Genomic DNA, 26,163 nt, shown 5'->3' on the forward strand with positions numbered 1-26,163 from the left:
TAATATTATAGCTAAACGTTATTCGTTTGTGAAATATAAAAACTGGCATTATATATGCAGCAACTATTTTGTAAATCTATGCAAATGTCACATAATAGCCACAAATAGCACCATATAAGCTTTTTCAGGTTGCACTTTATCAACATTTTTTCTAATTAAATAAAAATTTCAATTGGTTATTATATATGATTATAAAATCCAAAGTATATTAACATGGAATTTTACACATTTTTACCAAAAATAATTGTATATATCTTAATATAGGTGCATAATAAACATATCTATATTTAAGGGAGATGTCTTATGGCTGAAAAATTACAAAGGGAACTTAGCAATCGCCACATACAACTAATTGCTATCGGTGGCGCGATTGGTACTGGCCTATTCCTAGGTGCTGGTCAAACGATTGCATTGACTGGTCCTTCTATATTACTAACATATATCATTATTGGATTTATGTTATTTATGTTTATGCGAGGTTTAGGTGAAATTATAATTCAAAACACTGAATTTAAATCATTCGCAGATGTAACAAATACATACATCGGGCCTTTTGCAGGATTCGTTACAGGCTGGACATATTGGTTCTGTTGGATTATCACAGGTATGGCTGAAGTAACAGCTGTAGCTAAATATGTGAGCTTTTGGTTCCCAGAAATTCCAAACTGGTTAAGTGCACTATTTTGTGTATTAGTGTTAATGTCATTTAACTTACTAAGTGCGAAACTTTTTGGAGAGTTAGAATTTTGGTTTTCTATCATTAAAATAGCGACAATTATTGGTTTAATCGTTGTTGGCTTCTTTATGATTTTATTCGCATTCAAAACACAATTTGGGCATGCTAGTATTACAAACTTATACGAACATGGCGTATTTCCTAAAGGTGCATCTGGATTCTTTATGTCATTCCAAATGGCATTGTTCTCATTTGTTGGTATTGAAATGATTGGTGTTACTGCAGGTGAAACAAAAGATCCAGTTAAAACGATTCCTAAAGCGATTAATAGTGTTCCTATTAGAATTTTAATATTCTATGTTGGTGCATTAGCAGTTATCATGTCAATTATTCCATGGCAACAAGTTGACCCTGATAACAGTCCTTTCGTTAAATTATTCGCGTTAATTGGTATTCCATTCGCTGCAGGTCTAATCAATTTTGTAGTGTTAACTGCTGCTGCTTCATCATGTAACAGTGGTATTTTCTCAAATAGCCGTATGCTTTATGGATTATCAAGTCAACAACAGGCACCACCTAACTTTTCTAAAACAAATAAGTATGGGGTCCCACACATTGCAATTTTTGCATCATCTGCATTATTGCTAGTAGCAGCATTATTAAACTATATTTTCCCTGACGCAACAAAAGTATTTACTTATGTAACTACAATCTCAACTGTATTATTCTTAGTTGTATGGGGATTGATTATCATTGCATATATCAACTATAGTCGTAAAAATCCAGACCTTCATAAAAAAGCAACATATAAATTATTTGGCGGAAAATACATGGGCTATTTAATTTTAATCTTCTTTATATTTGTGTTTGGATTACTATTTATTAATGTTGAAACACGACGCGCGATATACTTTATACCTATTTGGTTTATATTATTAGCGTTTATGTACCTAAGATATAAACGTATCGCTGCTAAAACGAATAACTAATACCAAATTAAAACCTCGTTGATTTTGATTCAACGAGGTTTTATTATGCACATTTATATCATTCGACTATGAATTAACTACAAATATAACGCTTAATGCAGGCTAATACTTTCATTAAAGTCTCTTAACATAAAACTTAATGCGGGCTGACTAGTAAAATTAAATCTAATATATCATACAAAAAACACTTACTATCGAATAATTCTAATAGAAATTGCCTGTTTTTCATTGTCAATAAACCTATTATTTTAGCCTAATTTATTAAACAATTTAAAAATGATTATACCCTAAACATACCATCATTAATTAAGAAACCACTATTGGTTTATGATATGACAGAAGAATATTTTCTTACTATTATTTTAATAAAAATGTAACACCTAACTTTTAAACACCTAAAAAAGCCTCTCCATTTGAAATGAATGGAGAGACTTTTTAAATTATGAATTATAGTACGTTTGCATAACCTTCAAAGATTTTACCTTGAGCAGCATCAATCGTAACTAATACGTTATTATTTATGTTTTTAACAGCTTTTTCTACGCCAACAACTGTTGGAATTCCTTTTTCTAATCCAACAATTGCACTTGGTGAAGTGATGCCATTTTCTTCTGTAATTAAGCCTAAAGCTTTTTCTACATATGGTACAAATGTTTCATCAATTGAGTTTGTAACGATGACTTTATCAGATAAATCTTTACCTTCTAAGTCTTTTACTGTTTCAGCAACTAATGTAGTACCTACTACAGAGCCACGTCCAATACCTTGTCCACTAGCAATTTCATCGCCAACTAAATGAATTTTCATCATATTAGTTGTTCCAGTTTCACCAGTTGGTACACCAGCAGTAATAATGATTAAATCACCATTTGATACTCTGCCTGTTTCAACTGCTGTAGCTACTGCATTATTTAATAATGCATCCGTACTTTTACGTCCTTTTTTAACTACAGGTTGCACACCCCATACGATTGAACATTGACGTGCAGTTTCTTCACTTGGCGTTACTGCAATGATATCTGAATGTGGACGGTATTTAGAAATTGTACGTGCTGTTGAACCACTTTCAGTAGCTGCCACGATAGCTTTAACATTTAAGTTTAAAGCTGTGTGCGCAACTGAAATACCAATTGCATTCACTAATGAAGTTTCAACTAATTTTGTACGATCTGATAATAATTTTTTGTAGTCTTGAGCAGCTTCAGCTGATACAGCAATATTTCTCATTGTTTTAACAGCTTCTTCTGGGTATAAACCAGCTGCAGTTTCACCAGATAACATAACTGCATCTGTACCATCATAGATAGCATTGGCAACGTCACTTGCTTCGGCACGTGTAGCACGAGGATTACGTTGCATAGAATCTAACATTTGAGTTGCAGTAATTACTGGTTTACCTAATTTGTTACATTGTCTGATTAAGTCTTTTTGAACCATTGGCACTTTTTCAGGTGGGATTTCAACACCCATGTCTCCACGAGCAACCATCAAACCATCAGATACTTCAAGAATTTCTGCAATATTATCAATACCTTCTTGGTTTTCAATTTTAGGGAATACTGAAATATTAGCATTTTGTTCTTCTAAGATTTCACGAATTTCTAAAACATCACTAGGACGACGTACAAAACTTGCTGCGATAAAGTCTACATTTTCTTTAATACCGAAACGAATATCTTCAGCATCTTTTTCAGTAATACCAGGTAAGCTAACTCTTACTCCAGGTAAGTTAACACCTTTTTTGTTTTTAAGTTCACCTGAGTTTAAAATGTCACATTTTACTTCTTTTTTGTCATGATCAATATCTTTAACTTGTAATTCAATTAAACCATCATCAAGTAAAATGTATGAACCTACTTGAACATCGTTAATTAAGTTTTCATATGTTACTGAGAACTTTTCAGGTGTTCCTTCAACTTCATTCATGCTAACGATAACTTCGTTACCACGCTCAAGTTCAATGATACCGTCTTTCATATTATGCGTACGAATTTCTGGACCTTTCGTATCTAATAAAATTGCTACAATTTTATCTAAGCGTTTAGCTACTTTACGAATTGTATCAATTCTACCTTTGTGTTCTTCATGACTACCATGTGAAAAGTTTAATCGTGCTACGTTCATACCAGCATTGATTAATTTTTCAATCATTTCTTCTGATTCTGAAGCTGGTCCAATTGTACATACAATTTTAGTTTTTCTCATTTTATAATTCCTCCTGAAATCTTATATAGATAACTTGTTAGCAAGTTCGTATAGGCTATAATCAAATTTATGGTCTTTACCATCGAAAATTTCATCAAATGATGTCGCTACTATTTTATTATTTTTAATACCGACACCTTTAGCTGTTTCACCTTCCATTAATAAGTCTACAGCAAAACCACCTAAACGTGATGCTAATACTCTATCCGCACCTGTCGGACTACCACCACGTTGAACGTGACCTAAAACAGAAACTCTATTATCGACATTAATGTATTCTGATAATTCTTTTTGGCACTCTTGCGCTGTCATACATCCTTCAGCTACAAGAACGATTGAGTGTTTTTTACCGCGTTTAATACCTTGTTCAATTTTATCAGCTATTTCTTTAATATCTGTTTTCACTTCTGGTACTACAATTGTTTCAGCACCTACTGATAATCCAGCCCACAATGCTAAGTCTCCACAATCACGTCCCATAGCTTCAATGATAAACGTTCGAGCATGACTTGATGCAGTGTCTCTAATTTTATCTACTAAACCAATAATTGTGTTTAATGCTGTGTCGAATCCAATTGTAAAATCAGTACCATTGATATCATTGTCAATCGTACCAGGAATACCGATAGTTTGAATTTCTTTGCATTCTTCACTAATGCGTTGCGCTCCTCGATAACTACCGTCTCCACCAATAACTACAAGTCCTTCAATGCCTCTTTTACGTAAGTTTTCAATAGCAACTTTACGTACTTCTTGTTCTTTAAACTCTGGACACCTTGCTGAATACAAGAATGTACCTCCACGTTGAATCGTATCCCCAACTGAACCTAATTCAAGCTTATGGATATCATCATTTAACAATCCTTGATAACCATGATACACACCATAAACTTCAATTTCGTTGTAAATTGCTGTACGAACAACTGCTCTTACGGCAGCATTCATTCCAGGTGAATCTCCACCACTTGTTAAAACTGCAATTTTCTTCATGACGACATACCTTTCTATAACTGATTTATCTTTAACTCTAAATTACCACAAATTCATATGTCATTCCATCAAAACTAATGTATTGAATTGATGTAAACGTTTTAAATAATGAATTTTATTTTAACTTAATTAAAAAAAGATTAATAGCCACAATTTTGACTACTAATCTTAATGAAAATAAAGTATAGGTTTATTATAATGTATATTACCAAAACTTCATTTTGATACTCAATAATTCAATTTAATTAGCACTATAATAAATAATAATGCCAAATATGTGCTCCTTATTATTCAATATAAGAACCAATATTTCGGAATTTTTCAAACCGATCATTAGCAATTTCATCACGAGTCAATTTTTCAAGCGAATCTAATTGTTCTACAAATGCAGTTTTAATTGCTAATGCTTGTTTTTCAATATCTTTATGTGCACCGCCTAATGGCTCAGAAATAACATCATCAATGATACCAAGTTGCTTAATATCATGTGCAGTGATTTTCATCGTTTCAGCTGCAATTTTGGCTAAATTGCTATCTTTCCATAATAACGCAGCTGCGCCTTCTGGAGAAATTACAGAGTATGTACTATTTTCAAGCATCAATACTTTATTAGCAATTCCGATGCCTAGTGCGCCTCCACTACCACCTTCACCAATGACAACAGCAATAACTGGCACTTTTAGAGAAGCCATTTCAATTAAATTTGTTGCAATAGACTCACTTTGTCCACGCTCTTCAGCAGCTTTACCAGGGTATGCACCTTTGGTATCTATAAATGTAAAAATTGGTCGATTGAACTTCTCGGCTTGTTTCATTAAACGTAATGCTTTTCGATAACCTTCAGGATGAGCCATACCAAAGTTGCGATAAATATTATCTTTAGTATCTTTACCACGTTGTTGCCCAATCACTGTAACGGCACGACCATTTAAAAAGCCGATACCACCAATCATAGCTGGATCATCTCTAAAGTTACGATCACCATGAAGCTCCATAAACGAATCAAAAATATAAGGAATATAATCTAAAGACGTCGGTCTTTCTTGTAGGCGTGCAATTTGCACACGATCCCAAGGTTTTAAGTTTGTATAAACTTTTTTCGTCTCTCTTTCTAATGACGCTTCAAGCATGTCAATTTCTTCTTGTAAATCCACATCATTTTTATCTTGAGATTCTTTTAATGATTCAATTTTATTTCGAATTTCAAAAAGTGGTTTTTCAAAATCTAACATTATTTAGTCACCTCTTGATGGATTTTTAGAATTTCAGATAATGTTTGACGCATTTCTTTACGATGTACAACTTTATCTAATTGTCCATGCTCTAATAAAAATTCTGCCGTTTGGAAATCATCAGGTAATTTTTCATTAATTGTTTGTTCAATAACACGACGACCTGCGAAACCAATTAATGCCTTAGGCTCACTTAAGTTAATATCACCAACTGATGCAAAGCTTGCTGATACACCACCAGTTGTTGGATGCGTTAAATATGAAATATAAAGTAAGCCGGCATCTGAATGACGTTTTAAAGAAACACTCGTTTTACCCATTTGCATTAACGAAATAATCCCTTCTTGCATACGCGCACCACCACTTGCAGAAAATAGTATAAACGGCAAACGATGCTCCGTACAGTAATCAATAATTCGACAAATTTTTTCGCCAATTACTGATCCCATACTTCCCATTCTAAAACGAGAATCCATGACAGCAACGCCATATTTCATACCTTCTAATTCTGCTGTCCCAGTAACTACAGCTTCTTTAAGACCTGTCTTTTGTTGGTCTTTTTCAATTTTTTCTAAATAACTTGGAAAATCTAATGGATTCGCAGAGGTCATTCCCTTATCGAATTCTGTAAATGATCCTTCATCAGAAATTGCTTCAATACGTTTATATGCTGTTAGAGCAATATGATGATCACAATTAAAGCACACATTTAAATTTTCAGCTAATTCTTTTGTGTACATAATCTTCTTACATTTCGGACACTTAGTCATAATGCCTGCAGGTACATCATTATTTTTAGAGTCTTGCACTGTAAGATATTTCTTTTTCTTTGTTCGATTAAAAAAATCTTTAAACATAGGAAAACCTCCAAATAACCTCTGTTCTAACCATTTAGAGCCTTAAACTGAACTTGACCAGTTAAAAACGGGTTGAAATTTATTTGATTTATATTCGATTAATTATTGAATGTTTATCATAAACTTTCATTTTCATCACTTTAATGACTCTTTATTGCTCATTTTTATGCAATCACATACAATTAAACTTTTAAAATTTTATTGTAAATCTGTCAGTTTCATTGTTTTATCATACACATCTTGTGGATCAACTTCAATTCTAGCTACACCAGACTCCATTGCTGCTTTCGCAACATTACGTGCAACAGATGGTGCAACACGTTTATCAAATGGTCCTGGAATACAATAATCTGCATTTAATTCATCACTATTTATTAAATCAGCGATTGCTTCTACTGCTGCTTTTTTCATTTCTTCATTAATGTGAGTTGCTTCAACTTCTAAAGCCCCTCTAAAAATACCAGGAAATGCTAGTACATTATTAATTTGGTTTGGATAATCTGAACGTCCTGTTCCAACAACACAAGCACCAGCAGCTTTTGCATCGTCAGGTGTAATTTCAGGATTTGGATTAGCCATTGCAAAAATAATCGGATTATCTGCCATGGTTTTAACCATATCTTGTGACAATGCATTAGCAACAGATACTCCAATAAATACATCAGCATCCTTTACTACTTCTTCTAAAGAACCTTCAATTTTATCTTTATTAGTCCATTTTGCTACAACATCTTTTGTAGGATTCATACCGTATGAGCGCCCTTCGAAAATTGCCCCTCTTGAATCACACATAACCATATTTCTAACACCATATGCATATAATAATTTAACGATAGCAATACCTGCTGCCCCTGCACCATTAAGTACGACTTTTATTTTAGCTAAATCTTTATTTACAACTCTTAAAGCATTTACTAAACCAGCCATTGTTACAATAGCCGTTCCGTGTTGATCATCATGAAAAACTGGAATGTTAGTTTCTTTTTTAAGTCGTTCTTCGATTTCAAAGCAACGTGGTGCAGAAATATCTTCTAGGTTAATTCCACCATAATTTGGTTCTAAAAGTTTAACTGTTTTAATAATTTCCTCAGTATCAGTTGTTGCTAATGCAATAGGTACACCATTAATACCAGCAAAACTTTTAAATAATACAGCTTTTCCTTCCATAACAGGAATACTAGCTTCAGGTCCAATATTACCCAAGCCTAATACAGCAGTTCCGTCAGTGATTACAGCAACAGTGTTGCCTTTTATCGTGTAATCATAAACTTTTCTTTTATCTTCATAAATATCTTTACATGGTTCAGCAACACCAGGTGAGTATGCTAAACTTAATTCCTCTTTATTTGTAACCTTAACATTTGGTTTAACTTCTAATTTACCTTGATTACGTTTGTGCATTTCCAATGCTTCATCTCTTAATGACATGAAATCAGCCCCTATTTCAATATTTATTTGTAAAAACAATTTGGTTAAAACGCATTACATCATAAAAGTAAAAAATTGGGTAAATCCGTTTAAGAAAGAATTTATGTCTTAAATTTTTAGCACAATTAAAAATAAGTGATTCTCATAAAATATTATTAAAGGCAAAGAAATCCTCACTAATTAAGAAATACCTTTATTTATTATAATAGATAATAAATTTCAAAATACTTGAAAATCAATTTTTTTCGTACGATATATCGACAAAATACTTTACTTAAGTTATGTATACTGCTTTTTGTGCTAATTATTCTTATGAATACGTCTTTATCGATAAAGAAAACACATAAAAATAATAAGCATAAAAAACAAATATAAACGTAAACTGATGGTTAATAAATATCTAACCATCAGTTTACTATATCATAATTTATTAGTTGATAAAAGTTAAATAAGCCTAATATCCGCAGGGTTAAAGGATTGTATGAAATTATTAAGCATATCACTTTTTTGATTTATATATCCAATTGCAGTCATTTGTTTTGTTGTTTCATCATAAAAATATAGCGCAATTTCATCTGGATCTTTTTTCGATTGCATAATCATTTCATCAAATTTTTGTATGTTCTCTTTATTTCGAATAATAATTTGATTTGCATTAGCTATTTTTTGTTCTTCAAAAGCCATCAATGTTTGTAAATTATTTATAATTAATTGTCTTTGTTGCCTTCTTATATCGAATTTGCCACTAACTATAAACATTTCATTTTGTGACAGTATATGTTCAAATTTTTTATATTGATCAGGAAACATGACGCCATCTAAAGTAGAGATACCATCATTTAAAGTGACAAATGCCATATTTTGCCCGTTTTTAGTCCGTATTTGCTTAATTTTGTCAAATTGAACTAAGATTGGTTTGTTATTTTGTGCATTCGTCAATTTGTAAATAGAAAGGTACTGTTTTGCTTCAAACTTTTTGTCAACTGGATGCTGTGATACATAAAATCCTAAGTATTCTTTCTCATATTGACTAATAAGTGTATCAGATAGCTCTTCCTTTTCTTCATATGTTTGTTTAGGCGTTAACATATCGAATAGAAATCCATCTTGATCAAGATTTAAATCACTATCGAGTACTTGATCAATACTTTGTAATAAAGTTGCACGAGTTTTACCAAACACATCAAATGCACCGACTAGTATGAGCGCTTCAAGTAACTTTCTAGTCTTTACACGCTTTGGTATTCTTCTAGCAAAATCAAAGAAATCTTTAAATTTACCATTTTGATATCGTTCATCTACAATGACTTTTACGCTTTGATAACCGACACCTTTAATTGTGCCTATTGATAAATAAATCCCGTCTTTCGATGGTTTATAAAACCAATGACTTTCATTTATGTTCGGTGGCAATATCGATATACCTTGTTTTTTAGCTTCATCAATCATTTGTGCCGTTTTCTTTTCACTTCCAATTACATTACTTAAAATATTGGCATAAAAATAATTAGGAAAATGCACTTTCAGATAACTCATAATATAAGCAATTTTAGAATAGCTAACAGCATGTGCTCTTGGAAAACCATAGTCAGCAAATTTTAAAATTAAATCGAAAATTTGTTTGCTAATATTTTCTTGATAACCATTTTCTTTCGCACCTTCGATAAAATGCTGACGTTCACTTTCAAGTACTGCTCTATTTTTCTTACTCATCGCTCGTCTCAAAATATCCGCTTCACCATAGCTAAAATTCGCAAACGTACTCGCAATTTGCATAATTTGTTCTTGATATATGATAACACCATAAGTATTTTTTAAAATTGGTTCTAAATCCGGATGTAAATATTGAACTTTATTTGGATCATGTCTTCGAGTGATATACGTTGGAATTTCTTCCATAGGACCAGGTCTATATAACGATGTTACAGCCACAATATCTTCAAAATGTTCTGGGTTTAATTTTTTTAATACACTTCTTACGCCATCAGATTCTAATTGGAATATACCAGTCGTATCACCTTGCGATAATAATTCAAATACTTTTTTATCATCAAAAGGAATTTTTTCGATATCAATTTGAATGCCTAAATCTTTTTTAACTTGTGACATAATTTGATGAATAATAGATAAGTTACGCAAACCTAAAAAATCAATCTTCAAAAGTCCAATTCGCTCAGCTTCAGTCATCGTCCATTGCGTTAGTAACCCTGTATCTCCTTTTGTTAGAGGCGCATAATCATATAATGGATGATCATTAATAATAATACCGGCTGCATGCGTTGAAGTATGCCTTGGGAGCCCTTCTAATTTTTTACAAATATCAAACCATTTTTCATGTCGATGATTACGATGTACAAACTTTTTGAAATCTTCAATTTGATAAGCTTCATTTAGTGTGATTCCCAATTTATGAGGAATCAAGCTTGAAATTTCATTTAGTGTGATTTCATCAAACCCCATAATTCTACCAACATCTCTTGCAACTGCTCTAGCTAACAAGTGCCCGAATGTCACTATTCCAGATACATGTAGTTCACCATATTTTTGTTGCACATATTGAATCACTTTTTCACGACGGGTGTCTTCAAAATCGATATCAATATCAGGCATTGTTACACGTTCGGGATTTAAAAAACGTTCAAATAAAAGGTTGAACTTTATTGGATCGATTGTAGTGATACCTAATAAATAACTTACAAGTGAACCGGCTGATGAACCACGACCAGGTCCAACCATTACATCATTCGTCTTTGCAAAATGGATTAAATCACTAACGATTAAGAAATAATCTTCGAATCCCATATTCGTAATGACTTTATACTCGTATTTCAGTCTTTCTTGATACTTTGCATTGTTAAGCTCTAGTTTATTTAATCTCTCGACTAAAATCCGCCACAAATAATTTTTAGCTGGCTCGTTATTCGGCGTTTGATATTGCGGAAGTAAAGATTGATGATAATTTAATTCAGCTTCACATTTTTGCGCGATGCTATCAGCTTGAATTAAGTATTTTTGATTAATATTTTGTTGTTGAATTTCATTTTCAGTTATAAAATGCATGCCAAAATCTTCTTGGTCATGAATTAAATCTAACTTTGTGTTATCTCTAATAGCTGCTAATGCAGAAATTGTATCTGCATCTTGTGGAGCTTGATAACAAATATCTTGTATCCACACATGCTTTTTATTATTCAACGGTAAACTTTTATGATCTAAATAAGTATCATCGTGTGACTCAAAAACTTCAATGATATCACGATGTTCTTCATTAACATTTTTAAAAATAATTACCATATTATCTGAAAATCGTTGTAGCAATTCAAAAGGTACATTATCAATTGTATTTATTTTAATTTCTGATGAAAGTTGATATAAATCTTTTAAACCGCTATTGTTTTTAGCTAAAACAACTGTTTCTACAGTATTTAAGCCGTTCGTCACATACAATGTCATACCAAAAATAGGTTTGATATTATTTGCAATGCATGCATCATAAAATTTAGGAAAACCATACAATACATTGGTGTCAGTTATGGCGAGTGCATCAACATTTTCAGACACAGCAAGTCGAACGGCATCTTCTATTTTTAAACTTGAATTTAATAAATCATACGCCGTATGAATATTTAAATATGCCACCATGATTGAATGGCTCCTTTCTGTTAATTAATTTTTGCACGTAAAGCTTTGGCTAATTGCTCAAACTCGTCCCAATTATTTACTGAAACACCGGAAGCATTTGGATGCCCCCCACCACCAAAATCTTGAGCTATATCATTGATAACTAACTGACCTTTTGAACGTAATCGACATCTAATTTCAGTGCCTTCATCGACTGCAAATACCCAAATTTTCAAACCTTTAATATCAGCTATTGTATTAACAAACTGAGATGCCTCATTTGGCTGAATCCCAAATTCTTCTAATACTTCTTGCGTAATTTTAACTTGACAAAAACCATCTGACATTAATTCAAAATGTTGTAAAACATAACCTTGGAATGGCAACATTTTCGGATCTTTTTCCATCATTTTATTTAATAAAGCATTATGATCAATGTTATGACTAATTAATTTACCTGCAATTTCCATTGTATGTTCTGAAGTATTATTAAATAAGAAACGTCCTGTATCTCCAACAATTCCAAGATATAATACACTGGCAATATCTTTATTAATGATAGCATCGTCATTAAAATGCGAAATTATATCACAAATAATTTCACTCGTTGATGAAGCATCTGTATTAACATAGTTAATATCACCATATTGGTCTACGGCTGGGTGGTGGTCAATTTTTATCAATTTACTGCCTAATTCATAACGATTATCGTCTATGCGTGGTGCGTTAGCAGTATCACAAACAATAACTAATGCTTCTTGATATGTTGAATCATCAACTATATCTAATTGACCGATAAAACTTAATGATGGTTCTGGCTCACCTACAGCATAAACATGTTTTTCTGGAAATTTTTGTTGTAAATAGTATTTCAAGCCCAATTGTGATCCGTATGCATCAGGATCAGGCCTAACATGTCTGTGTATAATAATCGTGTCTTTTTCTTCGACACATTTCATAATTTCATTCATTGTATTAATCATTTTCATTCTCCCTTTTTTAGAAAAGTTAATTCGCAGGATGCGGAATACGAATCATTTATTTTTATAAAAAATCATAAACCGCTGCCCGATTTATATTTCATGTTACTTACTTTCAATATACGTTTCATTTATTTTTTATTGTTGTAAATTTATTCTCAATAACTTTCCATATTACTTCTTACATACGCATAATTCTATGGTGATGCTCCATCAACCTACACATTTGTGTGAAAATTATCTTTCAATAATGAATCTATGGATATGCTCCGCCAACCGGTACGTTTTCACAAAATTTTACTTTCGATAATTTTTCTTTGTTGAGCCCCGCCCTACATTTCCTCGAACATTTGGCAAATAACTAGGGCGCTAGCTACTTTGTCGTTGTGGCTATGCATAGTTACTTCTATTTTGGCGAAGTTTCTTCCTACGTCTAGTATTCCGAAATCTACGGTGATATGTGATTCTATTGGTACTGTTTTTATATATACAATATTTAGGTTTTCAATCATTACATTACCTTTTTTATATTTACGCATTTCATATTGTATTGTTTCTTCGATAATACTTACAAATGCAGCTTTACTTACTGTTCCATAATGGTTTATTAAAAGTGGTGAAACTTCAACAGTAATTCCTTCTTGATTCATTGTTATATACTTAGCAATTTGGTCATTAATTGTTTCGCCCATTTGTGGTTGTCTTCCTAGTAGTTGCATAGACTTTAACACATCTTGTCTGTTGATTACACCAACTGTCTTTTTATTACTTGAAACTACAGGAATTAATTCGATACCTTCCCAAATCATCATATGCGCACAACTAGCAACTGTGCTTAATGCATTTACATAAATCGGATTACGCGTCATCACTTTATCTATATCATCGTCATCTTTGGTATTTATCATTTCTCGACTAGTCACAATACCAACTAATTTGTATGATTCATTAACAACAGGAAATCTTGTATGTCCTGTACGGTTTGCCATCTTCTTATAATCTGCTATTTTCATCGTATCAAATAATACGGACAATTCATCCAAAGGTGTCATGATATCTTGTACAATTAAGATATCTTTTCGTATTTTTTGATTATACAGTGCTTTATTAATGATATTTGCAACTAAAAAAGTATCATAACTTGAAGATAAAACAGGCAAATCATGTTCATTTGCAAAATTAATAACTTTACTAGAAGGTTTAAATCCACCAGTTATTAATATAGCAGTGCCTCTTTTTAAAGCTTCAATTTGTACATCTTCACGATTCCCTACTATCAATAATGTTTTCGGCCCAATATATTTTAAAATATCTTTTAGTTCCATTGCGCCAATTGCAAATTTTGATACCATTTTTGTGATACCTTTATTGCCACCTAAAATTTGGCCATCAATAATATTTACAATTTCATTAAATGTTAAGTGTTCAATTTCATTTCGATTTCGCTTTTCTATACGAACTGTACCAACACGATCTATCGTTGCAACCATTCCCATTTTATCTGCATCTTTAATTGCTCGATAAGCCGTTCCTTCAGATACATTCAAAAATTTGGCAATTTTGCGTACCGAAATTTTAGAACCTATAGATAACGATTCAATATAATCTAAAATTTGTTCATGTTTTGTCATTCTTAACCTCTTCTTTTGGAACAGTATTAACTACATTATAACTTTATTTTCAATAAAAAGCATTGAAGTGAAATGAATAAATCAATGTTTAAGCTATTTTATTTTTTTAAATTAAATAACTTAGACAAAGATAGTAAAATCTTTAATTTTAAATGGAAAAATCCATTATTATTTATTAGAATGTAAGTGAGGAGGGATGTACTAATGTATAAAAATATATTACTTGGTGTAGACACTCAACTTAAAAATGAAAAAGCACTAAAAGAAGTGTCTAAATTAGCCGGCGAAGGTACAGTAGTCACAATTTTAAATGCAATTAGCGAACAAGATGCACAAGCATCAATCAAAGCTGGTGTACATTTAAACAAACTAACTGAAGACCGAAGCAAAAGATTAGAAAAAACACGTAAAGCTTTAGAAGATTATGGCATTGATTATGACCAAATTATTGTTCGTGGAAATGCTAAGGAAGAACTTTTAAAACATGCGAATAGCGGTAAATATGAAATTGTTGTTTTAAGTAACCGTAAAGCAGAAGACAAGAAAAAATTTGTGCTTGGAAGTGTCAGCCATAAAGTAGCAAAACGTGCGACTATCCCTGTATTAATTGTTAAATAATCATTTAATCCAGAATCATTTACAACTTAACGTTAAACTATTGCCTCAAAAATTCGAATCGCTTTAGTAAATGTTAAGCATGATGATTCTGGATTTTTATTTTCCAAAAATTGTTACTTTCTTATAATTCATTTATCTAAAATCACTAAACAATAATGATATCGAATTAAATAAGAAAAATAAAAACACTTGTTAATATCATGTATCCAAATCGTATACATACATTAACAAGTGTTGGTTTTAATTTAACGTTTTTTAAATTTCGTTTTAAAACTGAACAGCTTCACCTGGTTTTAAAATTTGCACGTCCCCTACATTAACGGCATCTTTAAATTGTTGTGGATCTTGTTCAATTAACGGGAATGTATCATAATGAATCGGCACAGAAATTTTTGGCTTAATAAATTCATTAATTGCATAACTCGCGTCATCAATTCCCATCGTAAAATTGTCTCCAATTGGTACAAAACATACATCGACAGGATGACGTTTTGCTATTAATGACATATCACTAAACAGACCAGTATCACCAGTATGATAAATCGTTTTTCCTTCTACTTCTAAAACAATTCCCATCGGCATACCTAAATAAACTGGAATACCATTTTCATGCGTAAAACTTGAACTATGAAATGCTTGAACAAACTTAACACTGCCAAAGTCAAAATTTGCTTTACCTCCAATGTTCATACCATGTACGTTTTCAACCCCATGATATGAAGAAAGGTAATCTGCCATTTCTGCACTTCCAACTACAGTAGCTCCAGTTTTCTTTGCCAATTCAACAACATCGCCAAAGTGGTCAAAGTGCCCGTGTGTTAATAAAATGTAATCAAGTTGTAGTGTTTCAATGTCTAAATCGCATTTCGGATTGTTCGAAATAAAAGGATCAACTATGACTTTTTTGCCGTTCCCTTCAAAATAAATCGTTGATTGACCATGAAATGATAACTTCATTTGAGTATCCTCCTATCAATTTGTATATGATTTTAGTACCCTTTTGCTCCTTCATTATAACAAATTCTTTAATTTTAAAAATTGAAATTATCTAAATTGATACACCTTGATTTTGAAATATGAAAAAAATTGGCATAGAATAAAAGTAATATCATGTTGAGGAGTGTTTATAAAATGACAAATATATCAAAAATTATCGACGAATTAAACAATCAACATGCTGATGCAGCATGGATTACGACGCCTCTGAATGTATTTTATTTTACAGGTTATCGCAGTGAACCACATGAAAGATTATTTGCATTATTGATTAAAAAAGACGGTACACAAGTATTGTTCTGTCCTAAAATGGAAGTCGAAGAAGTAAAAGCTTCACCATTTAAAGGTGAAATTGTCGGATATTTAGACACTGAAAATCCTTTTTCACTTTATCCACAAACAATTAATAAATTGCTTATAGAAAGCGAACATTTAACAGTTGCGCGTCAAAAACAATTAATCTCTGGTTTTAATGTTGCTTCATTCGGAGATATTGATTTAACGATTAAACATTTGAGAAATATTAAATCTGAGGATGAAATTGAAAAAATTCGTAAAGCTGCTGAGTTAGCAGATAAATGCATCGAAATTGGAGTATCTTATTTGAAAGAAGGCGTCACTGAACGCGAAGTTGTAAACCATATTGAACAAACGATTAAGCAATATGGTGTAAATGAAATGAGTTTCGATACTATGGTTCTATTTGGCGATCATGCAGCATCACCTCATGGCACACCTGGAAACCGTAAATTGCAACAAAATGAGTATGTATTATTTGATTTAGGAGTAATTTACGAACACTATTGTAGCGATATGACTCGTACGGTTAAATTCGGCGAACCAAGTCAAGAAGCACAAAATATTTATAACATTGTTTTAGAAGCAGAAACCTCTGCCATAAAAGCTATTAAACCAGGTATCGCCTTAAAAGATATTGATCACATTGCAAGAAATATCATTTCAAAAAATGGTTATGGCGACTATTTCCCACATCGCCTAGGTCATGGTCTAGGTTTACAAGAACATGAATACCAAGATGTATCAAGTACAAATACCAACTTATTAGAGGCAGGCATGGTTATTACAATTGAACCTGGTATTTATGTCCCAAATGTTGCAGGTGTCCGTATCGAAGACGATATTCTTGTGACTGAAAATGGTTATGAAGTATTAACAAAATACGATAAATAATCTTCTATATTTACTTCTAATTAGTTTAAGAAAAAAGCTAGAAACTGACGTAAAGAATTCAATGATGCTGTCTATATGACATATAAAAACGCACCCTAAGTTCATTTGCCGATTGTTTCTAGCTTTTAATTTATCATTATTCAATTACCAAGGAGATTCAGGCGTCATTCTTTGAATACTAGAGACACATTCCCTTTTCATTGAATCATATTTATAATCGTAATGCTTCATCAACAGTTTTATACGCTATACCAAAAGCCTCTGCAACACCTTTATTTGTTACATAACCTTTGTAAGTATTTAAGCCTAATGATAAAGGTTGATTTGATTTAAATGCTTCTCTGAAACCTTTATTAGCTAACATTAAAGCATATGGTAATGTTGCATTGTTTAAAGCTAATGTTGAAGTACGTGGTACAGCGCCAGGCATATTCGCAACTGCATAATGAACTACACCATGTTTAATGTATGTTGGATCATCGTGAGTTGTAATTTTATCAGTCGTTTCAAAAATGCCACCTTGATCTATTGCAATATCGATGACGACTGAACCATTTTTCATTTGTTTAATCATATCTTCAGTTACAAGACGTGGTGCTTTGGCACCTGGAATTAACACCGCACCTATTACTAAATCACTATCTTTTACATATAATTCAATATTCAATGGATTAGACATAATCGTATGTACGCGACCATCAAATAAATCATCTAATTGTTGTAATCGCTTTGGATTAACATCTAAAATTGTAACATCTGCACCTAGTCCTAGTGCAATTTTAGCTGCATTTGTACCAGCTTGACCGCCGCCAATAATAGTCACTTTACCTTTTGGAACGCCTGGGACACCACCAAGTAAAATCCCCATGCCACCATTAAGTTTTTGTAAAAATTCTGCACCAACTTGCGCTGACATTCTACCGGCAACTTCACTCATTGGCGATAATAATGGTAAAGAGCGATCTGGCAATTGTACTGTTTCATATGCAATACTAATTACCTTTTTATCAATTAGCGCCTGCGTTAATGCCTCTTCATTAGCTAAATGAAGATAAGTGAATAACACAAGCCCTTCTTTAAAATATGGATACTCTGATTCTAGTGGTTCTTTCACCTTAATAACCATATCCACATCCCAAACTTTCGATTGTTCTGCTACGATTTCAGCACCTGCTTCTTTGTAATCTATATCTTCAAAGAATGATCCTGCACCGGCATTCGTTTCAACCAATACTGTATGCCCACTTTCAACTAAAGCATGCACACCACTTGGTGACAAACCTACTCGATTTTCATTATTTTTAATCTCCCTTGGTATACCAATTTTCATACCATCCACCTCCATAATCATCTTAACGCGAACATTTTGAAAGCGCAAACAAAAATCCACAAAATTGTAAAGGTTATTACACTGACTTTTCCGAAAATTGTGGTAAAATAAAAGTAAGAAAGAACAAGGAGGCACTTACTATGATTACTTACAAAAATATTTTAATCGCAGTTGACGGTTCACATGAAGCTGAATGGGCATTTAACAGAGCAGTTGGTGTTGCTAAACGTAACGATGCGAAGTTAACAATTGTCAATGTAATTGATTCAAGAACATATTCTTCATATGAAGTTTATGATGCTCAATTTACTGAGAAATCTAAGCATTTTGCAGAAGAATTATTAAATGGTTATAAAGAAGTAGCAACTAACGCTGGTGTTAAAGATGTAGAAACACGTCTAGAGTTTGGTTCTCCTAAATCTATCATTCCTAAAAAGCTTGCACATGAAATTAATGCAGACTTAATTATGAGTGGTACATCAGGTTTAAATGCTGTTGAAAGATTTATTGTTGGTTCTGTATCTGAATCAATCGTACGACATGCACCTTGTGATGTTTTAGTTGTACGTACTGAAGAATTACCTGCAGACTTTGAACCACAAGTTGCAACAACACAACTACGTGAAAAATATCAAAACTAAATATAACTGATTATATAGTGTATTCAATGTAACATAACCACACAATAACTATTTAATCAACTTGAACCAGGTGCAAGTTTCATAGCACTTGGTTCTTTTTTATCGAAGTTGAAACATTTCAAAAATATTCTCCACTTTTACGTGCTTAAAATATTAATTTTAACAAGTACATTTAAAAATATTTTAATTATGACTATCTTTAGTTTCCGGACATCCAAAAAAACGCTTATCACCTATATCATTTTATAGGAGATAAGCGCTTATTTTTTATTTTAAAATTATTTCAAACCACCGAATGTCATAACATCACGAGCAATCATACTTTCTTCATCTGTTGGAATAACGACAACTTTAACAGGTGAATGAGGATAGTTGATAAATCCTTCTTTACCACGTTGTAAGTTTTCGTTTTTCTTAGGATCCCAGTATACGCCCATGAATTCTAAGCCTTCAAGAACTTTCGCACGAATTTCTACAGAGTTTTCGCCAATCCCTGCAGTAAATACGATAACATCTACACCGTGCATTCTTGCTGCATATGAACCAATGTATTTGTGAATTTTAGAAGCAAATACATCTAAAGCCATTTGTGAACGTGCTTTACCAGATTCAGCCTCTTCAGATAAGTCACGTAAATCACTAGAAGTACCTGATAAACCTAATAAACCAGATTCTTTATTTAAAATTTCTAATACTTGTTCAGCTGTTTTACCTGTTTTTTCCATAATGAACGGAATTAAGGCTGGGTCAATATTACCAGAACGTGTACCCATTGTTACACCTGCAAGTGGTGTGAAGCCCATTGATGTATCAATAGATTTACCACCGTCAATTGCTGCAATAGATGCGCCATTACCGATATGACAAGAAATGATACGTAAATCTTCAATAGGTTTTTCTAACAATTCAGCTGCTCTTTGTGATACAAATTTATGACTTGTACCATGGAAACCATACTTACGAATACCATAATCTTTATAATAATGATATGGCAAGCTATATAAATATGCTTTTTCAGGCATAGTTTGATGGAATGCTGTATCAAAAATTGCCACATGAGGGATATTTGGTAATAATTTACGGAATGCACGGATACCCATTAAATTTGCTGGGTTGTGAAGTGGTGCTAATTCACTTAATTCTTCAATTTCTTTTTCGACTTCATCAGTAATAGCTACTGATTCAGGGAATTTCTCACCACCATGAACAACACGGTGTCCAGTTCCATCGATATCATTAATATCATTAATAATATTGTGTGCTTTAAATGCGTCTAACATGATATCAACCGCTTCTACGTGGTCTTTGATATCTTGTACTGTTTTAACTTTTTCCCCGTTTACTTCGATTGTAAAAATTGAATCCTTCAGTCCGATTCTTTCTACTAATCCTTTTGTTACTAATTCCTCTTCGGGCATTCTAATTAATTGAAATTTTAATGATGAACTACCAGCGTTGATAGCCAAGATTAATTTTGACATAAGTAATGATCCTCCATCGTTTGCTTTTTATACTATTTCATTTTTCATTTTATCATTCATACAGTTTTATGACTATACTATTACAGATTATTTTTTAGGACGATTTGTGTCCATCCATTGATTTAACTCAGTCATAAATCCTTGGAATTGTGAAGGATTTTTGAAATCAGGTATATTCGCTAATAATACTTCAACTGGCTTTGTTTCACCCGACTTTTTCTTTTGTAAAATTAATATGGATTTTCGTGCTTTTTCATTTTTAAATAAAGTTGGTGGCAAATTTAAAAATGCTTGCATTTCCGTCTCTGTTGCAATATATTTTTCAAGCTGTTTTACATGTTCACCTGTAAATATATTACTTGGCACTACTAAAAAGGCATATCCAGCATCTTTTAATGTATTAATAGCCTGCTCAATTAATAAGTAATGTGAGTAACTGTGGCCTTCTTCAAATCCTAACTTAAATGCTTTACTTCGCTCATCAAGTGGATAATATCCTACTGGAAAATCTCCAATCACAACATCAGCCTCTTCTATTGGTAAAGGCATAATTGCATCTTGTGGATAAACATCAAAAGGTATTTCTAAAAAGTTAGCTAAATGAACACTTACACGAGACAATACCGGATCAACTTCAATTAAATGATGCATCACAGCTATTTCAGGTAACACTTCATTTACAGTTGCACTTAGGTGTCCCGCACCACTTGCAATATCAACGATGTGCAACTCTTGTTGATTATTCATGAATCGTTCAACTAAAAACCCTAAAATTAGCCCAATAGAATCAGGTGTAATTTGATGATTTGCCTGTATCTTTTCTTCTTGCATTAAACTTAAATATGCAAATTGAAATGCTTTACGTCTATCCTGTAATGTTGCTTGTTCTAATAATTCTCTATCGTTCGTATAAACTTGTTCCATTGCCAATCCTAGATTTTCAATAAAACTTTGTCCATTTTCATTATTTAAAGCTTTAGCTTTTTCATCTAATGTATGAAATAAGCGTTCCATAATTGTTTGTTCTTCTGCCATATCGTCGTCCCTCTCCAATAAAAAGTGCCCATTAGTCTGTAACAAGCATAGAAAAAATCCTATTGTAATGCTGTTGACATCGATGGACACTAAGTATAGATTTAAAAATTATTATCTTAAACGCTTAAATATTTTTGTATGCAACTAAAGCAGAATCAAAGTCTGGGAAATCAGTACCTTCACTTACAATTTCTTTATAAACGACCTTATTGTCTGCATCTAATACAAACACTGCACGAGCTAATAAGCGAAGTTCTTGCATAACAACACCAAAGTTTTCACCAAAAGATAAATCACGGTGATCACTTAATGTAATGACATTGTCCAAACCAGCTGAAGCACACCATCTTTTTTGTGCGAATGGTAAATCAGCTGAAATTGTTAATACAACACCGTCTTCTTTAGAAGCTTCAGAATTGAATTTACGTGTTTGTTGATCACAAACACCTGTATCAATTGATGGTACTACACTAATCAATTTCTTTTTACCAGCATAATCTGCTAAAGTTACTTGATTTAAATCATTATCTAGTACTGTGAAGTCAGGTGCAATGTCACCTTCATTAATTTGTTGCCCTAGTAAGTGGATTGGACCACCTTTGAATGTAATTTCAGTCATAATTTTGACCTCCTACGAATTAAAAGTTCTAATCTTATCATACGCAATTAAAAGTCAGATTACAATTTCCAAGCATTAATCAAAAGAAAATTTAATTTGATACAAATTGTTGAATATAATCAAAAGCATTTTTTAAAATTAAAATCGCAGTAACAATAATGAATAAAACTTTTACATAACTAACACCTTGTTTAATCGCAAAATGAGCACCAGCATAGGATCCAACTATCATACTTAAAGCCATAATTAAACCTATAATATAGTCTACTTGACCTAATATCATAAATAATAGAAGCGCACCAATATTTGATGCAAAGTTCAATACTTTGGCATTCCCAGCAGCACTCAAAAAATCAAAACCAAAAAGTAATAATACAAACAACATAAACGACCCTGTGCCGCCACCAACAAAACCATCGTAAAAGCCTATTAAAATAAATAACCCAGCAAATAATAATGCTTTCTTGAACGTGAAATGTGTAAATGTGCGAGTATTACCCCAATCTTTTTTTAACAATGTGAAAATAAACACTGATGAAAGTGCAACAATAATCATTGGTTTTAATACTTGCGATGGTATCATTGTTGCAATAAAAGCACCACTAGCAGATGCTAAAAATACAAAACCAAATAACTTTACTACAACCTTAAAATCTACATTACCTGACCTTAAAAACTTAATTGCACTAGTTAATGAACCAAATGAACTCGCTAATTTATTAGTACCTAATGCAATGGATGGTGGCAAACCTATTGCCAATAACGCCGGCGTTGAAATCAAACCTCCACCACCTACAACTGAATCAATAAATGCTGCTATAAAACCAAAGACAATAATGATTAGAATCATCGTTAAATTTAAATCCACAGTTAAACATCCCCTTATGTTTATTGTTAGTCTCTAATTTTAATTATAAAAAGTCGTTTATTAATTCGTCTGTTTGTTGTTCTTTTGTAGTTTTATAATCACTAGTAATTTCTAGTGTTTCAATATTTTCAACTGCACGATCAATCATTTCTTCAAAATCAAAAATGCTTTCGTATTGAACAACTTTATCAAAGTTTGGTTCAGTTACTGGATTTTTTGGAGTGAAAATCGTACAACAATCTTCAAATGGTTGGATTGATGTTTCAAATGTACCAATTTCCTTAGACTTCACAATAATTTCTTCTTTATCATATGTTAATAAAGGACGTAGTACAGGTGTAGAAGTGACATTATTAATTGCATACATACTATGAAGTGTTTGACTTGCAACTTGCCCTAAATTTTCACCATTAACAATAGCCAGTGCACCAATTTGATGTACTAATTTGTCAGCAACTCTCATCATCATACGTCTTGTTGATGTCATCGTGTATCTAGGATGAACAACTTTATTCACTTGTTTTTGTAATTCTGTAAATGGAACAATGTGTAATTTAATTGGACCAACACGTTCGGCTAAAATACGTGTAAGTTCGATAACTTTTTCTTTCGCTTGTTCACTTGTAAATGGCGGGCTATGAAAATGAATGGCCTCAATCGTTACACCGCGTCTCATTACTTCCATACCAGCCACTGGCGAATCAATTCCACCTGATAACATAAGTAAAGTTTTACCACCTGTACCTACAGGTAAGCCACCTGCACCTGGTACAACTTCTTCATACATGTATATAGCATCTAATCTAACTTCTACTCTAATTTCGTGATCTGGACGCTTTACATTAACTGAGATATTTTCAATCTGCTTCAAAACTGCACCACCCAATTCACGTTGCAACTCATACGTATCCATTGGGTAATTTTTATCGGCACGCTTTACATCAATTTTAAACGTACTACCATTATCGAACGTTTGTGCAAATTTGATTGCTGCTTCACTCATAGCTTCTAAAGTTTTTTCAATTTTTAAAACCGGACTAATTGATTTAATACCGAAAATTTTTGATAATCGATACGTGATTTCGTGTATATCAGCATGTTCTTCTAATTCAATATACATACGGTCTCGCTTACCTTTTACAACAAAGCCTTCAAGACCTTTTAAAGATTGATGAACGTTATTTCTTAATTGATTTACAAATTTCTTTCTATTTGAACCTTTTAATGTTAGTTCTCCATACCTAACAAGCAAATGGTCATACTTCATTATTTAAGCAACTCCTTAATTTCCTCATAAATTATGATGAATGTTTCTTTAAATTTTTCAATATCTTCTTTAGTTGTAGTGGCACCAAATGATAATCGAATACTACCTTCAATTGCTTTATCTGATAACCCCATTGCAGTCAGTACTTCATTTAATTTATTACGCTTCGATGAGCAAGCACTAGTTGTTGATACCATAATGTCATATTTTGAAAATGCATTTACAAGCACTTCGCCTTTCACACCAGGAAAACTAATGTTTAAAATAAATGGCGAACCATTTATAGCTGAATTTATATATACACCTCTAAAAGATTCGACGAATTCCCTAATATCTTTATTTAAAGACGCTACATAAGTGTGCAAAGATTCACGATTATCATTTGCTATTTTCATTGCTTTAACTAAAGCAATATCGCTAGGTAAATTGATTGTACCGCTTCTTACACCATACTCCTGGCCACCGCCTTGAATAATTGGCTCGATATTTTGTATATGGTTAACTAACAATACACCTTGCCCTTTTAAGCCATTAAATTTATGACCACTTAAACTGAGGCTATCCACATTTTTAAAATCTACCGGGATTTTTCCAAATGCCTGCACAGCATCCACATGAAAGTGTACTTTTGGATATTGTTTTAAAATTTCAGCCATTTCAGCAATTGGTTGAATTTGACCAGTTACATTATTTACGTACATACAAGTAACTAAACCGACTTTGTCAGACATTAATTCATTAAAGTGTTGTAAATCAATACTTCCGTCTTTCGTCACATCAACATATTTCACTTTAAATCCTTCGCGTTCCTCCAAATATCTTACAACTTCTAATACAGATGGATGTTCCAATACCGATGTAATAATTACATTTGCTGTATCAAATTTGCGATAAGCGACGCCTTTCAGTGCAATATTATTTGACTCTGTAGCTCCGCTTGTGAACACAACATCATAATTCTTATTGGCATTAACCATATTATTAATTTGAACTTTCGCTTGCTGTAGTAATTGATCTGCTTGTAAACCAGCTTTATGCGGACTACTAGGATTAAAATACATTGATTGATTTACTTTTAAATAAGTATCTAACACTTCTTCAAATGCTTTCGTGGTTGCCGCATTATCTAGATATATCAAAATAAACACTTCTCTTTCATTAATCATCAATCGTTTAAAATTGTTTTTACTCAAGCATTATACTATTATCACACAAAAAATAAAGGTTATCAGGTAAATTAATCATATTTCTACTTATTTAATTACAATAAAAATAGCCCTTAAATGATTTTATTTATAATTTGGAAAGCATAGACATGTAGAATTTATCCTAGTGTTAAATTACACTTCAATTAAAAAGTCGCAGTGATAATATTGAAATTTTCAACTATTTTATTCTGTGGGTGTAAACAATCACACAGAATATAAAATCTGCCTTGTTGGCTATGCTAAACAGGCACACTCAAAAAAAGAAGTTAAGCAACTAGTATAGTTACTTAACTTCTCATA

20 protein-coding genes are annotated in these 26,163 nt (G+C 32.3%); 4 read left to right on the forward strand and 16 right to left on the reverse strand.

All coding sequences use genetic code 11. The features are described from left to right. Window positions 1-303 precede the first annotated feature (303 nt). Window positions 304-1,665 carry an amino acid permease gene (locus tag SAMSHR1132_RS08080; protein WP_000818536.1) on the forward strand — a complete coding sequence of 454 codons (1,362 nt, stop codon included), beginning with the start codon at window positions 304-306 and terminating at the stop codon, window positions 1,663-1,665. Window positions 1,666-2,112: 447 nt separating this feature from the next. Here SAMSHR1132_RS08080 and pyk read toward each other — a convergent pair whose 3' ends face one another. The 8 genes from pyk to SAMSHR1132_RS08120 form a co-directional block, all read right to left on the reverse strand. Next, the gene (gene pyk / locus SAMSHR1132_RS08085; protein ID WP_001232659.1) at window positions 2,113-3,870 is read right to left on the reverse strand and encodes a pyruvate kinase; all 1,758 of its coding nucleotides are present in this window, start codon (window positions 3,868-3,870) and stop codon (window positions 2,113-2,115) included. Between the two features lie 21 nt (window positions 3,871-3,891). After that, window positions 3,892-4,860 carry a 6-phosphofructokinase gene (pfkA, locus tag SAMSHR1132_RS08090; protein ID WP_000717563.1) on the reverse strand — a complete coding sequence of 323 codons (969 nt, stop codon included), beginning with the start codon at window positions 4,858-4,860 and terminating at the stop codon, window positions 3,892-3,894. A 287-nt stretch (window positions 4,861-5,147) separates the two neighbouring features. Beyond that, entirely contained in the window at window positions 5,148-6,092 is a 945-nt protein-coding gene (locus SAMSHR1132_RS08095) for an acetyl-CoA carboxylase carboxyltransferase subunit alpha (protein ID WP_000883654.1), read from the reverse strand. Further along, a complete protein-coding gene (accD, locus tag SAMSHR1132_RS08100) occupies window positions 6,092-6,949 on the reverse strand; it encodes an acetyl-CoA carboxylase, carboxyltransferase subunit beta (protein WP_000471568.1) in 858 nt (285 codons plus the stop codon). The genes SAMSHR1132_RS08095 and accD overlap by 1 nt, the downstream gene beginning before the upstream one ends. A gap of 198 nt (window positions 6,950-7,147) precedes the next feature. Beyond that, window positions 7,148-8,377 carry an NAD(P)-dependent malic enzyme gene (locus SAMSHR1132_RS08105; protein WP_000058378.1) on the reverse strand — a complete coding sequence of 410 codons (1,230 nt, stop codon included), beginning with the start codon at window positions 8,375-8,377 and terminating at the stop codon, window positions 7,148-7,150. A gap of 444 nt (window positions 8,378-8,821) precedes the next feature. Further along, window positions 8,822-12,019: a DNA polymerase III subunit alpha gene (locus SAMSHR1132_RS08110; protein ID WP_000226925.1), complete on the reverse strand. Its 3,198-nt coding sequence runs from the start codon at window positions 12,017-12,019 to the stop codon at window positions 8,822-8,824. A 20-nt stretch (window positions 12,020-12,039) separates the two neighbouring features. Next, window positions 12,040-12,981, reverse strand: coding sequence for a DHH family phosphoesterase (locus SAMSHR1132_RS08115; RefSeq protein WP_000611141.1), 942 nt, complete (start codon window positions 12,979-12,981; stop codon window positions 12,040-12,042). 329 nt (window positions 12,982-13,310) lie between these two features. Next, the gene (locus tag SAMSHR1132_RS08120; RefSeq protein WP_000160427.1) at window positions 13,311-14,609 is read right to left on the reverse strand and encodes a CBS domain-containing protein; all 1,299 of its coding nucleotides are present in this window, start codon (window positions 14,607-14,609) and stop codon (window positions 13,311-13,313) included. Window positions 14,610-14,813: 204 nt separating this feature from the next. Between SAMSHR1132_RS08120 and SAMSHR1132_RS08125 the strand changes: the two genes are divergently transcribed. After that, window positions 14,814-15,227, forward strand: coding sequence for a universal stress protein (locus tag SAMSHR1132_RS08125; RefSeq protein WP_000277600.1), 414 nt, complete (start codon window positions 14,814-14,816; stop codon window positions 15,225-15,227). 267 nt (window positions 15,228-15,494) lie between these two features. On the opposite strand, the gene SAMSHR1132_RS08130 is transcribed toward SAMSHR1132_RS08125, so the two are convergent. Next, window positions 15,495-16,184 carry a metal-dependent hydrolase gene (locus SAMSHR1132_RS08130; RefSeq protein ID WP_000777182.1) on the reverse strand — a complete coding sequence of 230 codons (690 nt, stop codon included), beginning with the start codon at window positions 16,182-16,184 and terminating at the stop codon, window positions 15,495-15,497. Window positions 16,185-16,358: 174 nt separating this feature from the next. Between SAMSHR1132_RS08130 and SAMSHR1132_RS08135 the strand changes: the two genes are divergently transcribed. Next, entirely contained in the window at window positions 16,359-17,414 is a 1,056-nt protein-coding gene (locus SAMSHR1132_RS08135; RefSeq protein WP_000182003.1) for a M24 family metallopeptidase, read from the forward strand. A gap of 211 nt (window positions 17,415-17,625) precedes the next feature. Here SAMSHR1132_RS08135 and ald read toward each other — a convergent pair whose 3' ends face one another. Next, a complete protein-coding gene (gene ald / locus SAMSHR1132_RS08140) occupies window positions 17,626-18,744 on the reverse strand; it encodes an alanine dehydrogenase (protein WP_000689991.1) in 1,119 nt (372 codons plus the stop codon). Window positions 18,745-18,884: 140 nt separating this feature from the next. Between ald and SAMSHR1132_RS08145 the strand changes: the two genes are divergently transcribed. Further along, the gene (locus tag SAMSHR1132_RS08145; protein WP_000634172.1) at window positions 18,885-19,385 is read left to right on the forward strand and encodes a universal stress protein; all 501 of its coding nucleotides are present in this window, start codon (window positions 18,885-18,887) and stop codon (window positions 19,383-19,385) included. A gap of 278 nt (window positions 19,386-19,663) precedes the next feature. On the opposite strand, the gene SAMSHR1132_RS08150 is transcribed toward SAMSHR1132_RS08145, so the two are convergent. From SAMSHR1132_RS08150 to SAMSHR1132_RS08175, 6 genes are all read right to left on the reverse strand, one after another. Then, window positions 19,664-20,866 (reverse strand): acetate kinase, encoded by a 1,203-nt coding sequence (locus SAMSHR1132_RS08150; RefSeq protein ID WP_000040068.1) that lies wholly within the window; start codon window positions 20,864-20,866, stop codon window positions 19,664-19,666. 87 nt (window positions 20,867-20,953) lie between these two features. Then, entirely contained in the window at window positions 20,954-21,901 is a 948-nt protein-coding gene (locus SAMSHR1132_RS08155) for a class I SAM-dependent methyltransferase (RefSeq protein ID WP_000797042.1), read from the reverse strand. A 124-nt stretch (window positions 21,902-22,025) separates the two neighbouring features. Continuing rightward, on the reverse strand, window positions 22,026-22,520 hold the full coding sequence (gene tpx, locus SAMSHR1132_RS08160; RefSeq protein ID WP_000136263.1) for a thiol peroxidase: 495 nt from the start codon (window positions 22,518-22,520) through the stop codon (window positions 22,026-22,028). Between the two features lie 91 nt (window positions 22,521-22,611). Continuing rightward, window positions 22,612-23,388, reverse strand: coding sequence for a sulfite exporter TauE/SafE family protein (locus SAMSHR1132_RS08165; protein WP_000365331.1), 777 nt, complete (start codon window positions 23,386-23,388; stop codon window positions 22,612-22,614). Between the two features lie 43 nt (window positions 23,389-23,431). After that, a complete protein-coding gene (thiI, locus tag SAMSHR1132_RS08170) occupies window positions 23,432-24,655 on the reverse strand; it encodes a tRNA uracil 4-sulfurtransferase ThiI (RefSeq protein WP_000872641.1) in 1,224 nt (407 codons plus the stop codon). Further along, the gene (locus tag SAMSHR1132_RS08175; RefSeq protein WP_096001344.1) at window positions 24,655-25,803 is read right to left on the reverse strand and encodes a cysteine desulfurase family protein; all 1,149 of its coding nucleotides are present in this window, start codon (window positions 25,801-25,803) and stop codon (window positions 24,655-24,657) included. Before SAMSHR1132_RS08175 ends, thiI begins: the two co-directional genes overlap by 1 nt. Window positions 25,804-26,163 lie beyond the last annotated feature (360 nt).

The organism is Staphylococcus argenteus (assembly GCF_000236925.1).
GTDB classification, from domain to species: Bacteria; Bacillota; Bacilli; order Staphylococcales; family Staphylococcaceae; genus Staphylococcus; species Staphylococcus argenteus.

Excerpts from the sequence above, each read along its gene's own strand:
- tpx (WP_000136263.1), bottom strand. The coding sequence starts at position 22,520 with ATGACTGAAATTACATTCAAAGGTGGTCCAATCCACTTACTAGGGCAA.
- pfkA (WP_000717563.1), bottom strand. The coding sequence starts at position 4,860 with ATGAAGAAAATTGCAGTTTTAACAAGTGGTGGAGATTCACCTGGAATG.
- accD (WP_000471568.1), bottom strand. The coding sequence starts at position 6,949 with ATGTTTAAAGATTTTTTTAATCGAACAAAGAAAAAGAAATATCTTACA.
- SAMSHR1132_RS08105 (WP_000058378.1), bottom strand. The coding sequence starts at position 8,377 with ATGTCATTAAGAGATGAAGCATTGGAAATGCACAAACGTAATCAAGGT.
- thiI (WP_000872641.1), bottom strand. The coding sequence starts at position 24,655 with ATGAAGTATGACCATTTGCTTGTTAGGTATGGAGAACTAACATTAAAA.
- SAMSHR1132_RS08150 (WP_000040068.1), bottom strand. The coding sequence starts at position 20,866 with ATGTCAAAATTAATCTTGGCTATCAACGCTGGTAGTTCATCATTAAAA.
- pyk (WP_001232659.1), bottom strand. The coding sequence starts at position 3,870 with ATGAGAAAAACTAAAATTGTATGTACAATTGGACCAGCTTCAGAATCA.
- SAMSHR1132_RS08145 (WP_000634172.1), top strand. The coding sequence starts at position 18,885 with ATGATTACTTACAAAAATATTTTAATCGCAGTTGACGGTTCACATGAA.
- SAMSHR1132_RS08115 (WP_000611141.1), bottom strand. The coding sequence starts at position 12,981 with ATGATTAATACAATGAATGAAATTATGAAATGTGTCGAAGAAAAAGAC.
- SAMSHR1132_RS08125 (WP_000277600.1), top strand. The coding sequence starts at position 14,814 with ATGTATAAAAATATATTACTTGGTGTAGACACTCAACTTAAAAATGAA.
- SAMSHR1132_RS08120 (WP_000160427.1), bottom strand. The coding sequence starts at position 14,609 with ATGACAAAACATGAACAAATTTTAGATTATATTGAATCGTTATCTATA.
- SAMSHR1132_RS08135 (WP_000182003.1), top strand. The coding sequence starts at position 16,359 with ATGACAAATATATCAAAAATTATCGACGAATTAAACAATCAACATGCT.
- SAMSHR1132_RS08095 (WP_000883654.1), bottom strand. The coding sequence starts at position 6,092 with ATGTTAGATTTTGAAAAACCACTTTTTGAAATTCGAAATAAAATTGAA.
- SAMSHR1132_RS08110 (WP_000226925.1), bottom strand. The coding sequence starts at position 12,019 with ATGGTGGCATATTTAAATATTCATACGGCGTATGATTTATTAAATTCA.
- SAMSHR1132_RS08130 (WP_000777182.1), bottom strand. The coding sequence starts at position 16,184 with ATGAAGTTATCATTTCATGGTCAATCAACGATTTATTTTGAAGGGAAC.
- SAMSHR1132_RS08080 (WP_000818536.1), top strand. The coding sequence starts at position 304 with ATGGCTGAAAAATTACAAAGGGAACTTAGCAATCGCCACATACAACTA.
- SAMSHR1132_RS08155 (WP_000797042.1), bottom strand. The coding sequence starts at position 21,901 with ATGGCAGAAGAACAAACAATTATGGAACGCTTATTTCATACATTAGAT.
- ald (WP_000689991.1), bottom strand. The coding sequence starts at position 18,744 with ATGAAAATTGGTATACCAAGGGAGATTAAAAATAATGAAAATCGAGTA.